The sequence below is a fragment of the Microbulbifer sp. HZ11 genome, from assembly GCF_000708675.1.
Classification (GTDB): Bacteria; Pseudomonadota; Gammaproteobacteria; order Pseudomonadales; family Cellvibrionaceae; genus Microbulbifer.
On the sequence record NZ_JELR01000001.1, the window covers coordinates 761,912 to 775,503 of the forward strand.

General features: G+C 51.6%; 15 protein-coding genes. 14 read left to right on the forward strand and 1 reads right to left on the reverse strand.

Annotation, left to right across the window (positions count from 1 at the left end; all coding sequences use genetic code 11):
- The first annotated feature begins 3 nt into the window (after positions 1-3).
- From AU11_RS03295 to AU11_RS03350, 12 genes are all read left to right on the forward strand, one after another.
- Positions 4-978, forward strand: coding sequence for a diiron oxygenase (locus tag AU11_RS03295; protein WP_043316399.1), 975 nt, complete (start codon positions 4-6; stop codon positions 976-978).
- On the forward strand, positions 978-1,307 hold the full coding sequence (locus AU11_RS03300) for an SCP2 sterol-binding domain-containing protein (RefSeq protein WP_043316402.1): 330 nt from the start codon (positions 978-980) through the stop codon (positions 1,305-1,307). The genes AU11_RS03295 and AU11_RS03300 overlap by 1 nt, the downstream gene beginning before the upstream one ends.
- A 20-nt stretch (positions 1,308-1,327) precedes the next feature.
- Positions 1,328-2,317, forward strand: a complete 990-nt coding sequence (locus AU11_RS03305; protein ID WP_043316404.1) for a beta-ketoacyl-ACP synthase 3 — start codon at positions 1,328-1,330, stop codon at positions 2,315-2,317.
- A 2-nt stretch (positions 2,318-2,319) separates the two neighbouring features.
- Positions 2,320-3,237, forward strand: coding sequence for an MBL fold metallo-hydrolase (locus AU11_RS03310; RefSeq protein WP_043316406.1), 918 nt, complete (start codon positions 2,320-2,322; stop codon positions 3,235-3,237).
- Between the two features lie 7 nt (positions 3,238-3,244).
- Positions 3,245-3,994, forward strand: coding sequence for a 3-oxoacyl-ACP reductase FabG (gene fabG / locus AU11_RS03315; RefSeq protein ID WP_043316409.1), 750 nt, complete (start codon positions 3,245-3,247; stop codon positions 3,992-3,994).
- A gap of 44 nt (positions 3,995-4,038) precedes the next feature.
- Positions 4,039-5,268: a beta-ketoacyl synthase gene (locus AU11_RS03320; protein WP_043316412.1), complete on the forward strand. Its 1,230-nt coding sequence runs from the start codon at positions 4,039-4,041 to the stop codon at positions 5,266-5,268.
- 9 nt (positions 5,269-5,277) lie between these two features.
- Positions 5,278-6,297 (forward strand): beta-ketoacyl synthase N-terminal-like domain-containing protein, encoded by a 1,020-nt coding sequence (locus AU11_RS03325; protein WP_043316414.1) that lies wholly within the window; start codon positions 5,278-5,280, stop codon positions 6,295-6,297.
- Positions 6,298-6,306: 9 nt separating this feature from the next.
- Positions 6,307-6,789 (forward strand): 3-hydroxyacyl-ACP dehydratase FabZ family protein, encoded by a 483-nt coding sequence (locus tag AU11_RS03330; protein WP_051686908.1) that lies wholly within the window; start codon positions 6,307-6,309, stop codon positions 6,787-6,789.
- A gap of 53 nt (positions 6,790-6,842) precedes the next feature.
- On the forward strand, positions 6,843-9,158 hold the full coding sequence (locus AU11_RS03335) for an RND family transporter (protein ID WP_043316416.1): 2,316 nt from the start codon (positions 6,843-6,845) through the stop codon (positions 9,156-9,158).
- A gap of 34 nt (positions 9,159-9,192) precedes the next feature.
- Complete coding sequence (locus AU11_RS03340) at positions 9,193-9,984, forward strand: outer membrane lipoprotein-sorting protein (RefSeq protein WP_043316418.1); 792 nt, start codon at positions 9,193-9,195, stop codon at positions 9,982-9,984.
- A 47-nt stretch (positions 9,985-10,031) separates the two neighbouring features.
- The gene (locus AU11_RS03345) at positions 10,032-10,511 is read left to right on the forward strand and encodes a hypothetical protein (RefSeq protein WP_051686909.1); all 480 of its coding nucleotides are present in this window, start codon (positions 10,032-10,034) and stop codon (positions 10,509-10,511) included.
- Between the two features lie 131 nt (positions 10,512-10,642).
- Positions 10,643-11,788, forward strand: coding sequence for a hypothetical protein (locus AU11_RS03350; RefSeq protein WP_051686910.1), 1,146 nt, complete (start codon positions 10,643-10,645; stop codon positions 11,786-11,788).
- On the opposite strand, the gene AU11_RS03355 is transcribed toward AU11_RS03350, so the two are convergent.
- On the reverse strand, positions 11,785-12,396 hold the full coding sequence (locus AU11_RS03355; RefSeq protein WP_369797782.1) for a tRNA-uridine aminocarboxypropyltransferase: 612 nt from the start codon (positions 12,394-12,396) through the stop codon (positions 11,785-11,787). The genes AU11_RS03350 and AU11_RS03355 overlap by 4 nt on opposite strands.
- On the opposite strand from AU11_RS03355, the gene AU11_RS03360 reads away from it, so the two are divergent.
- Together AU11_RS03360 and AU11_RS03365 are read left to right on the forward strand one after the other, a co-directional pair.
- On the forward strand, positions 12,381-12,830 hold the full coding sequence (locus AU11_RS03360) for a GNAT family N-acetyltransferase (protein ID WP_051686911.1): 450 nt from the start codon (positions 12,381-12,383) through the stop codon (positions 12,828-12,830). The two genes, AU11_RS03355 and AU11_RS03360, sit on opposite strands and share 16 nt — an antisense overlap.
- A gap of 276 nt (positions 12,831-13,106) precedes the next feature.
- On the forward strand, positions 13,107-13,592 hold the full coding sequence (locus AU11_RS03365) for a spore coat U domain-containing protein (RefSeq protein ID WP_043316424.1): 486 nt from the start codon (positions 13,107-13,109) through the stop codon (positions 13,590-13,592).

Here is a 13,592-nt window from a genome sequence, read left to right on the forward strand (position 1 = left end):
ACCATGTCGCAGCAGGCTGTCGTACACCAAGCCAACATTGACCGTATCAACAAAGTCACTGAGCGTCTCATTCTATCGTCTGAAAAAAAATCAATGAGCACTCTCCACGATCATCCTTGGGACATGGAGATTGTCGAACCTCCTTTTCTAAAAAAGCGTGAGCGTATTTCCATTTACGGCACAGAGTTCTGGGATAAAGCGACACCTGAAGAAATTCAGAAACTCTCCCAGGAGGAAATGATTACCTGGTGGTCAGCATTCGTGCATCTCGAATCTCTGGTCGTTGAGTACTACATGAAAGAGCTCAACAACGGTGCCTTCGATGATCTTCCATTGGTAAGAGACTACATGAAGCACTTCATCAAGGAAGAGCTCGTACACACGCTGGTATTCAAGAAAGCCATCCGTTACTACGGCAGCGACATCTATCCAATGCCTGATTTTCTCAGGACTTTCTACGATGACAATGCCGGTACCGGGCAATACCCTTTGATGGCCGTATTTCTGACCATGGTCATCGAATGGATAGCAGATGAATATCAACGTCTTGATGTCGATGCGGACTACGTACATCCGATGGCGAAAGCGGTGGTGCAAGCCCACTGGAAAGAAGAGATGCGGCATATCAAGTGGGGGCAACAGATGATTCAGAACCTCATTGACAGTGACCCCACATTCAAACACCAAGCTCAGGAGTTGACCGCAGTATATCTTCGCCAGCTGGTGGACCAGGGCATCACAAATATCGATTGCTTCGAAAAGATCGGCTTCCAGGACCCCGCTTTCAAAGACCACGAACATCTGCTTGATGTCATTCTCTACTCCGACCACAGGCAGAAACTCAATGATCAGCTTGTGATGCCAAGCATTCACTACTTCGTAAAATCTGGTATTTACCACCCTGACTACCACGACATCTGGGTAATGCAGGGGTTCGAGCGCGTAATTAATAATGCATTAGCGAGAGGCCAGCAGTAATGACACAGCGCATAAGTTCTATCGATGAAGTGATTCAATCCATGGACGCCCGCTTTCAGCCTGCGGCCAGTAAAGGCGTAGATGCAAAGTATCAGTGGATCATCAATGGAGAGAACGGCAAAGAGTTCTGCATCCACGTTAACAATGGTGAGTTCGCCATACTCGAGGGGCGCAGGGAAAACCCAGATGTGACTTTTGAAACCGACGAGAACTCCTATCTGCGACTGGTGAATAATGAGCTGAAGGGAATGACAGCGATATTGACGCGCAAACTTCTCGTGAAAGGCAACATTTATCTCGCCAGTAAAATGGACAATATTTTCAAATAATTGAGGCAGTGGAAAATCTCATGGCTTTAGAGATAGCGGGAATGGGTTGTAAGATACCCGATCGATGTGTTTCAAATGCAGATCTTGTCAAAATGATGAATACCTCTGAGGAATTCATCATCGAACGTACGGGTGTCATCTACAGACACCATGCGGCGAGCGGACAAGCATGTAGTGACTTGATGATTCCCGCGGCCATACAGGCAATGGAAAATTCCGGAATAGGCCCTTCAGAAATCGACTTTTTGCTGGTGAATACGTTATCGCCAGACCACCACGATCCATCCCAGGCCTGCTTGATTCAGCGAAAGCTGGGCCTCGACTGCGTTCCGGCGATGGACTTACGGGCCCAGTGCAGCGGATTCGTATATGGCCTTGAACTGGCTAACGCACTTCTCAACAACGACAAATACGAGAATATTCTCATCGTTTGTGGCGAGGTGCTGTCAAAGCGTATGGATTGCTCCGACAAAGGTCGGAATCTGGCCATCCTGCTTGGAGATGGCGCCGCCGCTGCGGTTGTCCGTAAAAGTGAAAATGCTAAATCGGGGATGCTCGACTGCCAGCTAGGAGCTGATGGTAACTACTTTGATCTGCTGATGACCAAAGCCCCTGGATCTGCAGGTATCCGATTTCTAAGTCCAGAACAGATTGAGGCTGGGGATACCGAGTTTGTCATGAATGGGCGCCCGATGTTTGAGCACGCCAGTAATACGCTGATCCGACTTGCCAAGGAAACCCTTGAACACAACGAATTAACTCTCGACGATATTGACTATGTCATTTGTCATCAACCAAATCTCAGAATACTGGATTGTGTGCGAGAGGAACTACGCATCCCCAAGGAAAAGTTTCTTATAACCGTGCATAAGCTCGGCAATATGGCCTCCGCCTCATTGCCCGCAACATTGGCGTTAAATATGGACAGACTCTCCTCTGGTCAGACGGTACTCTGTCTCGCTTACGGTTCCGGTGCGACCTGGGGAAGCCTGGTGTACCGGGTTCCCTGACCATGAAATGCCACAGCCGTGAAAACTGGGTTTGCGACGAACTGAAAATTCTGGGTTCAAGTGGTGTATCGGTTTATGCCGTCCCGATCAATGACCATGAATTTGCATTGTTCGAGGGTGGTATCGGACGGGATAGCGATTTACTTCTTACGCAGTTGGCCGAACACGGGATACCCCTGGAAGCCATACGCTATTGGTTTGTATCCCACAAACACTATGACCACTGTGGAATGCTTCCCTACGTCGTACCACTTATGCCAAATGTGGAAATCGTCGCAAGTGCAGCAACGATCGCTGCCTGGCAGAGCGCGTCGACCCGTGCAGTCATCAGCAGACTGAATACGGATCTGGGTGTGCCCACTCTGTCAACGGATTGTATCAGCCTAAACGCAATGCCCAGTAGGGTGCTCGATCTCGGGGTGTCCTTTGTGGCCGGCGCCTGGCTCACAGTCGTCACTTTAGCCGCCCCAGGACATTCACCGGATCATGTGTGTTTCTATGACTTCCAGAGACAACGGCTATTCACCGGGGATTGTCTGGGGGAGCTCGATCCAGCAACGCATCAATGGCGCCCATTAATATTCGACCACGCAGCGGCATACCTGGAAACCCTGAACACGCTCAGCCGGAGCCCTGTACGTCAGATAGTGACCGCGCATCACGGCGTACTTACCCCTGAGGGCAGCGAGAATATTGTCGCCGACTGTCTTGAGCAGACGCAGCAATGTATCCGGAAGATCCGCCAAACAGCTTGCAGCGAACAGATCTCCGAGGATCTCCATCGGCACTGGCATGAACTTAGCGCGACATTCGTACCGAAAAGCCTCCATCGCAGCAGCATGAAGCGGATGGTCGACCTGATTCTGAATATGTCCCCGGACACCTTCGATAGGTGTCCGGCTTCTACAACATTAGCGTGAGAGAACTATGTATAGCTCTTTGAAAGACAAAACCGTCATCGTAACCGGCGGAACCCGTGGAATCGGTAAAGGCATTGTAGACGCCCTCAGCCAGAGCGGCGCCAGAGTGGTATTCACCTACCGCAACAACGAAGCGCTGGCACGGGATATCGAGGGCGACAGCGCCGCACAGGGCCTGTACTGCCGCGGTGTGCAAGCGGATGTCGCTGATCCGGAGCAATGCCAGGCGGTAGTGGATGATGTAATCGCCAATGAAGGAAGCCTATACGCCCTCGTCAATAATGCAGGGATTACCGCCGACCAGGCCTTCATGACCATGCCAGCGGAAAGCTGGGATCGAGTAATCGATACCAATCTTTGCGGCAGTGCCTTTATCACTCAGGCTGCGTTAAAGCACATGATCCATCACGACAACGCCAAGGTTCTTTTTATCTCTTCCGTCAGTGGACTTCAGGCAAGTGCAGGACAGGCAAATTACTCGGCATCCAAGGCGGGCCTGGTCGGACTGACAAAAACTCTCAGCCATGAAATGGCTCGTTTCGGTGTTCAGGTCAACTGTATCGCCCCCGGGTTTATCCGTACCGACATGGTCGATCAGATGAATGAGCTGGCGATGAAAAAGCTTACAAAAATGATTCCCGCCCGGCGCGTTGGTGAAGTAAGCGAGGTGGCTAAGGCCACGCTCTTCCTGCTGTCAGATCACGCCGATTATATCACCGGGCAAACACTGGTAATCGATGGCGGACTGAGCGCCTAGCACAACCTACCCCGCGCAATCAGCTGCGCCACAAGGAGAGTACAATGCGAAGAGTAGTCGTTACGGGTATCGGGGTGGTATCACCTCTGGGCAGTCAGATTCAATCTTTCTGGGGAGGATTGATGGATAGCCAGAGTGGTATCGACAGGCTTACAAAGCTGGATGCGGATAAATACCCTCGCCCTCTGGCAGCGGAGATCAAAGACTGGGAGCAACTACCACAAAGTAAGGATCCGAGTCTCGCGACATTTGGCCAGGCGGTCGGATACAGTGTGGCTGCGGCCAGTATGGCAATTACCGATGCCAATCTCGATATCGACCCGGACAAGCCAAATCGCTATGGCGTTTTGATCGGCACAACCATGGGCAACCAGGACCTGGTTGAACGGGCGATCGACCGCCACAATTTACAGGAAGATCAGGACCCCGCGATTGTCCCGAAAGCCGATATCGAGAATTTCAGCCCGGCAAAGCTGAGCACTGAGACGGCAAAACGACTGTCGCTGTACGGTGGGTCTGCAACGCTGGTAAACGCATGTGCAGCCGGAAACTACTCCGTGGGTGTCGGCTTCGACCGCATTCGTAGCGGAAGGAATGATGTCATCCTGGCGGGGGGCGCGGACCCATTCAGTCGTACCTGCTATACCATCTTCCACCGCCTCAATGCGTCCACCAAGGGCCCCTGCCGACCTTTCGATGAGAACCGCGATGGAATGGTTGTAGGCGAAGGTGCTGCGTTTCTGGTGCTTGAGGAACTGGAGCACGCTAAAGCGCGCAACGCACAGATCTATGCGGAAGTTACTGGCTACGCCCTCACCTGCGATGCCTACCACGCGACCGCACCGCATCCGGAGGGTAACGGCGCCGTCCGCGCCATGAAACAGGCGTTGGAAATGGCGGATATCGAGAAAGCGGACATTGATTATATCAGTGCGCACGGCACAGGCACTCGGGCCAACGATGAGTCAGAAGCCATTGCGCTACACCGGGTGTTCGGCGATACACTCAATGAAATCCCGGTGAGTTCCATCAAATCCCTGATCGGACACTGTATGGGCGCTGCGAGCGGCTTTGAAGCGGTTGCCTGTGTGTTGGCACTGAAAGAGCAGGCACTGCCCCCCACTGCAAACACTCAGAACCTGGACCCCGCGTTCCCCTACCCGCTGGATATCGTCCCCAATCATGCCAGAGAAGCAAAAGTAAACCATGTGCTAAGCAATGCGTTTGCCTTCGGTGGCAATGTCGCTTCCATTGTAATGAGCCGCTACGAATAAAGGTGCCCTATGACTTTTGCCATTGAACGTTTTACCGTCAAATTCCCGGAAACGGTTTCCGCGAATACATGCTTTGATGCCGTCAGAGCAGGGGCACTTACCGGCACCTTCTCAAACTATGACGCAGACAAAAGTATCGGGAAGAGCCGACACCTGAGTGCTGCAACCAAGCTATTCAGCTCCACTGCGTGCAAACTTCTCGAGGATTCGGAATCGGCTGAAACCCTGCAGAGAGACCCAGGTGCCATTGGTGTTTTCTTTGCCGGTGAGCACATTAATCTGGAAGACGACTTCGTTTTCGACATGTGTGCACGGAATCACGGCCCCGATTATGTCAGCCCACTGCACGCGCCAAATACCCTTGCGAATGTGGTGGCAAGCCATTTCGCCCGTTTTGCGGGTGTCCAGGGTCCAAACTGTACAGTTTCTTCAGGTCAATCCAGCCTTGCCCACACCCTGGATCTCGCGTTTCTGAGTATAGAGAACGAGTCAATTAATCTGGGAATTATTGGCGCGGTAGAAATTTTCTCACCCTATCATCAGTCGCTGCACTCAAAGCCCCGAGAACTCGCCTGTAGTTTCGTGGTTCGTCGATCCCGGGAAGACGATCAGGTGCTAGTCCACATTCCAACGATTTTCACCAGTCCAACACCAGACCTGAACAGCGTCGTGACAATGATCAACCAATCGATCAACACCAAGAATCTGCCTGCGGGTCTCGATTGTCTGATCATTGCTTCTGCATCGAAATTCTACGATGACAGCAAGTCGCTTGCTGCCGCGATGTACGCCAGCAATAGCGCACAGTACGTGATAGATGGCGAAGCATGGCTCGGCCAAACTGGCGAATGCGCAAATGCCTTTGTTTTCGCGGGATGGGTTAATGAAACGTTAACCAAGGGACTTCAGGTTCCAAAGGAAGCTACTCCGTATGTACTCGGGGAACCTACTGCAGCACCGTCAACCATTGGCATCCTTGCCTGTGACGACGACGGGCAACATAGCCTTGTGATCTTTCAGAAGCGATAGGTAAGCCAAATGTACAAAACGATCGATATACGGGAATTGATTCCCCATCGCGAACCATTCTTACTGATTGATCAAATTGTCGACTACTCCCCCGGTGTTGCGCTACACGCGCAACGTTCGGTGAGTGAGAGCGACTATTGGTTTAAGGGGCACTTCCCCGGCTTTCCGATTATGCCGGGCGTTCTGGTGACCGAAGCCCTTGCACAGTCCTGTGCGGCATTCCTTGCACTGGAAGCAAAAAGCATCACGGACACACAAAAGCTGGCAGCGGATCAGGTATACGTCCTGTTGCACTCGGATATCAAGTTTCCAAAAGCGGTATTCCCCGGAGCACCTCTTGAACTGCGGGTCAAGATCGTAAGTGATAGCGACGCGTTTCGCGAATTCAAGGTTCAAGCTTTACAGAGCGGAAAGATCTGTGCCCGCGGAACACTAAAAGTGTCCGCCACCAGCCTGCAGGCGGTTGATCACACAAAGGCTCAGCCCGCCTAAAGTACCAGCAACATCAAAGCTTCGCTCCAACTCACGACCAGAAAGCGTACAACATGGACAGTTTAACCAAGAAATACCGGTATCATCTGCTTGCCCTACTGGCGATCATTGTCATTGGGCTCGCCGCAGGCATTCCTAAACTGAGTTTCAATACGGACTATCACGCTTTCTACGATAATGAGAACCCGGAACTGAGAGCGTTCGATACCATTCAGGACCGTTTTGTAAAGAGCGATACGGTGATGATCATGCTATCACCGGAAAACCATCGCGTTTTTACCGAGTCCACCATATCCGCAATTCATAAACTCACCGAACTGTCGTGGAAAATACCCTACTCGACGCGGGTTGATTCCATTACCAATTTTCAGTTCAGTGAGGCGGAAAATGACGATCTTACGGTACGAGACCTGGTTCCAACGGATCAACCTCTAACCCAGGATTTCCTGACAAGATCCAACCAGGATGCACTTCGTCAGGAAGAGCTTGTGGGTCGACTGTTGTCAAACGACAGCGCGCATACGGCACTTTATATCACCATCAGCTTTCCCGATGAGCGCACACCGGGACAGCCGAAAGAAGTGATGGAAGCCGTGAGAGAGATGATTAGCAGTGTTGAAGAAGAGCACCCGCAACTGGCCTTTTATGTCAGCGGTGTGGTTCCCATGGATTACGCATTCGCAGAAGTGTCCATGCGGGATGGGGAAACCCTTATCACCGGTGCGCTACTGCTGATGTTGGTCATCCTCTATGCACTGTTTCGCTCGCTGACCGCGGTATTTGCAACAACCAGTATCATCGTCGCATCTGTTCTTATGGCACTGGGTGCAGCGGGGTGGATTGGCATACAGCTCACTCCGCCCTCCGCCTCAGCACCTTTAATGATTTTGACCATCGCTATCGCTGATTGCATTCATTTTATTTCGTCCTATCAGCACAAGCTACAAAACACCCGGATTAAGCTGAAGGCGCTTCGCTATGCGTTCTCGCACAACTGGATGCCGATCACGCTTACCTCCATTACTTCGGCAATTGGCTTTATCGGAATGAATTTCAGTGATTCACCACCGTTTCGGGATCTTGGCAATATCACCGCACTGGGCATCCTGTTTGCTGGCGTTCTCTCGCTGACCGTCCTGCCAACGCTACTATGGTTGCTACCGCCTGTCACACAACAAGGGATCACGCTACGCGGTACAGACAAGCTACTGGGTGGCCTCGCACATAAAATCGTTCAGAAACCAGGGCTCATTGCCGCAGCTGGATTACTCATTGTCGCTGCGCTTGTTGCGCAAGTACCCAAGAACCGGATCGACGATACATTTCTTCATTATTTCGATCGCGAAATCCAGTTTCGTGCTGACAGTGACACCATAGAACAGAGTCTTACCGGGCTCTATTTTATCGACTATGCCATCGATTCTGGCACGGAGAATGGGGTTTATGACCCCGCATATCTACGTAATGTTGAAGAATTCGTGACATGGTTGAATGAGCAACCGGAAGTGACACATGTAAGTTCACTACTCAGTACCATCAAGCGCCTGAACAAAAACCTGCATGGCGATGATCCACACTATGCCCGCCTGCCAGAGACAGAGCAGGAAATCGCGCAATATATCTTTCTCTACGAGATGTCCCTGCCCTATGGGCTGGATCTGAAAAACCAGATGAGCCTGGACAAATCTTCCCTACGGGTCTCGGCAACGCTGTCAACGATACCCACTCAGCAGGTGCTTGCCTTTGAAGAGCGTGCGAAGCAATGGTGGAGCCAGCGGGGGGATATTGAGGTGCTCGCGGGCAGCCCCACATTGATGTTCGCGCACATCAGTCTACGAAATATCAAATCAATGCTCACTGGTACGGCACTCGCACTGATCGGGATCTCAATTTTGATGTTGTTGATGATGCGATCATTGAAATATGGTGCCATCAGTCTACTACCGAATCTCGCTCCGGCGCTGATGGCGTTCGGGCTTTGGGGGATAGTGGTCGGTGAGGTGGGCCTCGCGGTCTCGGTTGTTGCAGCCATGAGTCTGGGTATTGTGGTAGATGACACCATCCACTTTCTGTACCGCTGTCTGCGCTATCAGCGCGCCGGTCTTGGAATCGAGCAGGCTGTTCCCCGCACCATACGTCATGTCGGTCGCGCTATCGTCAGCACAAGTCTGATTCTGGCGGGCGGGTTCGGCATACTGGCGTTATCGCACTTCAAGGTGAATTCCGAGATGGGGCTTCTCACTGCGGTCTGTATACTGATCGCCCTCATGCTTGACCTCATAGTTCTCCCTGCTCTACTCATCATCACCCTTCGCAGAAGGCGCGCGGCTTCTGCACTTCCGGTGGACGTACAGCCTCAATCGGCTTGAAGTCAATCAATAACGGTTTACAGTGAGGTTAACCATGAAATGGAACAAGACAATCCCGCATCTCATCCTGGCGATAGTACTGTCCGGGCAGGCCTGGGCTGTGGAACAAAATAATGAAAAGGCACTCGCAATCGTTACCGAAAGCAAGCAACGCGATGCTGGGTGGGTAGATGCATCCGCAGAAATGACCATGACCCTCTTCGACAAAAATGGTAATAGCGTCAGTCGAGAGTTGCGGACCATGATGCTCGAAGTAGCCGACGATGGTGATAAAAGCCTGACGATTTTCGACACACCACATGACGTCAAAGGCACCGTCTTTCTGAATATATCCCGCGTTCTCGAGCCGGATCAGCAATGGATCTACATGCCCGCTCTGGGGCGTATCAAACGGATCGCCTCGCGGAACAAATCCGGACCATTTCTTGGCAGCGAGTTCGCCTACGAGGACGTCGGCTCATTTGAAATCGGAAAATACGACTATCGATACGTGGAACTGGAAGACTTTCAGGGAAAACCGAACCATGTCATCGAATACATTCCGAAATACGAAAATTCCGGATATACCAAACTGAAAGTCTGGTTAGACACCAAGCATCTGCGCCAGAGCAAGGTCGAATATTATGATCGCAAAGATAGCCTTCTCAAGACGCTACTGCTATCAGACTACACTCTGTATGAGAATCGCTATTGGCGGGCGAATACGAAAACCATGGTCAACGTACAGAATAAGAACAAAACCATACTCGCCACCAATAAATTGTCTTTTGGTGTGGATTTCGACCCCGCGACCTTTCATCGCAGCGGTATGAAGCATCAGAAATAAAGCGCGCTTCTAATCAATCCGATGTTTCGTAGATGCCAGGACTTTCCATGATCAGCCAACGCAGTACCCTTATCGCCGCCGGTGTTATCACTCTCGCAGGAGCACTTCTTCATATTTTCATCATTATCGGAGGACCCGATTGGTATCGATTCTGGGGCGCCGGTGAAGAGATGGCCAGAATGGCAGAAAGCGGGTCTACCTACCCTGCGATCGTAACGCTGTTCATCGCGTCCGTTCTCCTGATCTGGTCTGCTTATGCTTTTGGCGCTGCCAATGTCATCCGGCGGTTGCCACTGACCCGCGTTGCTCTCTACACAATTGGAGCAATTCTGCTCGCCCGGGGTCTGCTCGGTGTCCCCCTGCTATTCGTGGGAGAATCTGCCTATTTTGCCGAATTGCAGGTCAGACCCGCCTTCCTATTCTGGTCTTCCCTGCTATGCATCGGCCTGGGAAGCCTATATACCCTCGGGGCCATTCGCCTGAATAATGGCGCAACTGAATCGACGTCTTCCTCCTCAACCCCCTGAGTACTCCCATGTGTAGGATCATTTCGCATAAGACGCGTCGCACGGAGAGACATGATTCGCGTACAAAGTCGCTTCCGGCGGGCAAGCGATCTTGTGTTAATTCCCGTCTATTTGGAGCCTTCACCCTGCTTTTGCTGCAATCCCATAGTATTGGTGCAAGCACTGACGGATACCTCGCGGCGCAGACACGGTATTTCCCGCAAAATCCACTGTACGCAGAACAATCTGAGCATTCCGCTTCCATTTCTGCAGAGCTTGAGCAGTATTACGAAGTCTCAGATGCTCACCAGATACAGGTCAAAGCATTCGGGCGTCTTGATAGTGCCGACAGTCAGCGATCCCACTTTGATCTTCGGGAGGCCTATTGGCTTACCACGATTGAAAACGGCAGTGTCTCCGTCGGTGTCCAGAAGATATTCTGGGGCGTCACCGAGTCTGTCCACCTGGTCGACATTATCAATCAGGACGATTTTGTCGAAGATATGGATGGAGAGGAAAAGCTCGGACAGCCCATGGTACAGCTGAGCTGGACAGAAAATTGGGGATCGCTACAGGGTTACCTGCTTCCCTACTTTCGTAGCAGAGAGTATCCATCAGAGTCTGCGAGGCTGCGATTTCCACTTATCGTTCACTCGGACCCGGTCTTTCAATCCAGTGCTGGCAAGCGTCATGTGGATTGGGCGCTGCGTTGGTCTAATTATTTCGATATCTGGGATATCGGTATCAGCCATTTTTCTGGAACCAGCCGCACGCCACTCCTGGTGCCCGAGTTGAGTGGCGAAGTTTGGGGGTTGCGGCCACATTATCAGCAAATCGAACAGACTGGTTTCGAAGTCCAAGCCACACTGGATGCCACGCTGTTGAAACTTGAGGCCGTATCCGTCTATGAGACAGGGCACGGTCGCAACACGGCCTTCGTCGGTGGGTTTGAATATACTCTCTATGGCCTCGGTGGAAGCAGTGCTGATCTTGGAATAATTACCGAGTACCAGTTCGACGATCGCGCAGGCTTGCGCCAACGATTGAGTCAGAACGATATCGCGGCCGGTCTCAGGCTTTCACTGAATGATTTCAACGGAACCGAGGTACTCGCATTACTCGCAACAGACCTCGATAACGGCAATCGATTTATATCCATCGAAACCGAACGCCGGCTGAACAGTTTCTGGCACCTTGGGATTGAGGCAAGGGTATTCTCCTCTATCGATACCACATCCCCGGAATTCAGTTTTCATCGCGACGATTACCTGCAACTTGAAATACGGCGTTACTTCTAACGCGAATGAGAACGGGCCAGCTCCAGTTGCGTTGACACCATCTTTTCGAACGGTCTGAGCAACCGCGTAAAGCCGCCCTCAGGCTCCAATGCATCCATCGCGAGAGCAATGCTTTCCAGCGACGATAGACTGTTTTCCATCGAGGAATGGCGGATCTGGTAGTTTGAGTTGATCGCACCGGCAAAGCTTACCCTCGGCAGTTTTTGCAGTACTGGGTGCAGATGGAGCATTTTCTTTGATTTGCGCCAGGTCGCATCGATCACAACCAGCTGCTCCAGCTCACAGGCGCCTGGTCCCCCTGGGACTAACTCCGGCACTTGCGGGAGCCACTCCAGGGAAGGATAGAGTAGCGCCGATCGGGGCTTCAACAGCTCAGCTAGTTTATTGTCAGGCAAGCGCTCCGCAACCACCAACGTACTATTCGGTAAGCACAGATGTGCCATACGCCCGGTATTGAACGGGTGCTTCTCCTCCAGAGGATGCTGTATGATCATTACCTTGATATGACTGGGAATATACACCAGGTCATCGCAATAGCACGTCTTGAGTGGGCGTCGGCAGTCAGGACAGGTTTCGCGTGGCATAAAGAAATATGGGCTTGGATACATCGACTGAATTTTATACTACCCAATGGCTCTCCGACCAGGAGATACCTTTAGCCAATAAGTTCTATCGCAACCAAAAATTACGCGGTAAAGCCCGGCGGCATGACCCATGTATGGTAATCCGGGATAGCACCAACCAGATCATTGCCTGCGGCTCGCTTCGCAAACTCACCGACAGCCAATTACTCACCGGTGTCGCCGTCGCGGAAGGCTACCGGGGTAAAGGCGTCGCGCGACTGCTTCTGACCCACATGGCAGAAGCCTACGACGACAGCACATTTACCTTCCCCTATCAGCACCTGACTCCGTTTTACGAATCACTCGGTTATGCCCTTGTGGGAGAAAATGGCTTGCCTTCCGCCATCATTGATAGATTCCACACATATCAAAAGCAGGGGCGGGATATTGTGATCATGCGCTATCAGATGCGCACATAACATCTACCCCGAGTGACTGAGAAATCCCCAAGAAAGCTTTTATCAGTTCACTCAATCGCAATAGATAGCCATCACCAAAAAGCGTTTAGGCGACCAAACCAAGAACCATGTCACACATTCGGACGGGTACACCTCACAGCTGTGACACCTCTGAGCTCAACTAAGGTTATCTTTTCCGCCAACCTTTCGCGATAAACCATACAGCTGTCCGGAATTGGGCTAGCTTTAGCCTACATAAAAATTTTCCGGCAGCGTCTAAAAACAGCTGAGGTTATCGTGAATAAAAAGAAAACACTTTCCCTTATCGCCCTACTGCTTTCGGCCCCCGTGTTCTCCGCCACAGATGTAACAACATTCGATGTATCCATCACTATCGAAAATGACTGCACTATTTCTATTAACGACCTCAGTTTCGGTACCGTCAATGATTTGACGCCTTCGATTTCCGGCTCCACTACCGGCTCTATCACCTGTACCGGTATTGCGCCCGTAAGCGTTGCCTTCAGCGCAGGGACAGGCGGCACTAGCTCATTTACCACCAGGCAAATGGACGACGGTACCAATACCATCGACTTCAACCTTTACCGTGATGCGGCGAATACCGAAATTCTCGGTGATGGAAGTACCGGCACGTTTACCATTGACCTCACCAGTACGGGCGGTGCTGATACTTTCGATGTTTATGGGCTCACTGGCCCAGGGCAAAACCCCAAGCCTGCAGGCACTTACGACTCTACGATCACCGCCACGGCAACCTTCTAA

Bases quoted from the DNA above. Each gene is read 5' to 3' on its own strand.
- AU11_RS03305 (WP_043316404.1), top strand. From the start codon at position 1,328: ATGGCTTTAGAGATAGCGGGAATGGGTTGTAAGATACCCGATCGATGT.
- fabG (WP_043316409.1), top strand. From the start codon at position 3,245: ATGTATAGCTCTTTGAAAGACAAAACCGTCATCGTAACCGGCGGAACC.
- AU11_RS03330 (WP_051686908.1), top strand. From the start codon at position 6,307: ATGTACAAAACGATCGATATACGGGAATTGATTCCCCATCGCGAACCA.
- AU11_RS03300 (WP_043316402.1), top strand. From the start codon at position 978: ATGACACAGCGCATAAGTTCTATCGATGAAGTGATTCAATCCATGGAC.
- AU11_RS03310 (WP_043316406.1), top strand. From the start codon at position 2,320: ATGAAATGCCACAGCCGTGAAAACTGGGTTTGCGACGAACTGAAAATT.
- AU11_RS03325 (WP_043316414.1), top strand. From the start codon at position 5,278: ATGACTTTTGCCATTGAACGTTTTACCGTCAAATTCCCGGAAACGGTT.
- AU11_RS03295 (WP_043316399.1), top strand. From the start codon at position 4: ATGTCGCAGCAGGCTGTCGTACACCAAGCCAACATTGACCGTATCAAC.
- AU11_RS03335 (WP_043316416.1), top strand. From the start codon at position 6,843: ATGGACAGTTTAACCAAGAAATACCGGTATCATCTGCTTGCCCTACTG.
- AU11_RS03345 (WP_051686909.1), top strand. From the start codon at position 10,032: ATGATCAGCCAACGCAGTACCCTTATCGCCGCCGGTGTTATCACTCTC.
- AU11_RS03340 (WP_043316418.1), top strand. From the start codon at position 9,193: ATGAAATGGAACAAGACAATCCCGCATCTCATCCTGGCGATAGTACTG.
- AU11_RS03360 (WP_051686911.1), top strand. From the start codon at position 12,381: ATGGGCTTGGATACATCGACTGAATTTTATACTACCCAATGGCTCTCC.
- AU11_RS03320 (WP_043316412.1), top strand. From the start codon at position 4,039: ATGCGAAGAGTAGTCGTTACGGGTATCGGGGTGGTATCACCTCTGGGC.
- AU11_RS03355 (WP_369797782.1), bottom strand. From the start codon at position 12,396: ATGTATCCAAGCCCATATTTCTTTATGCCACGCGAAACCTGTCCTGAC.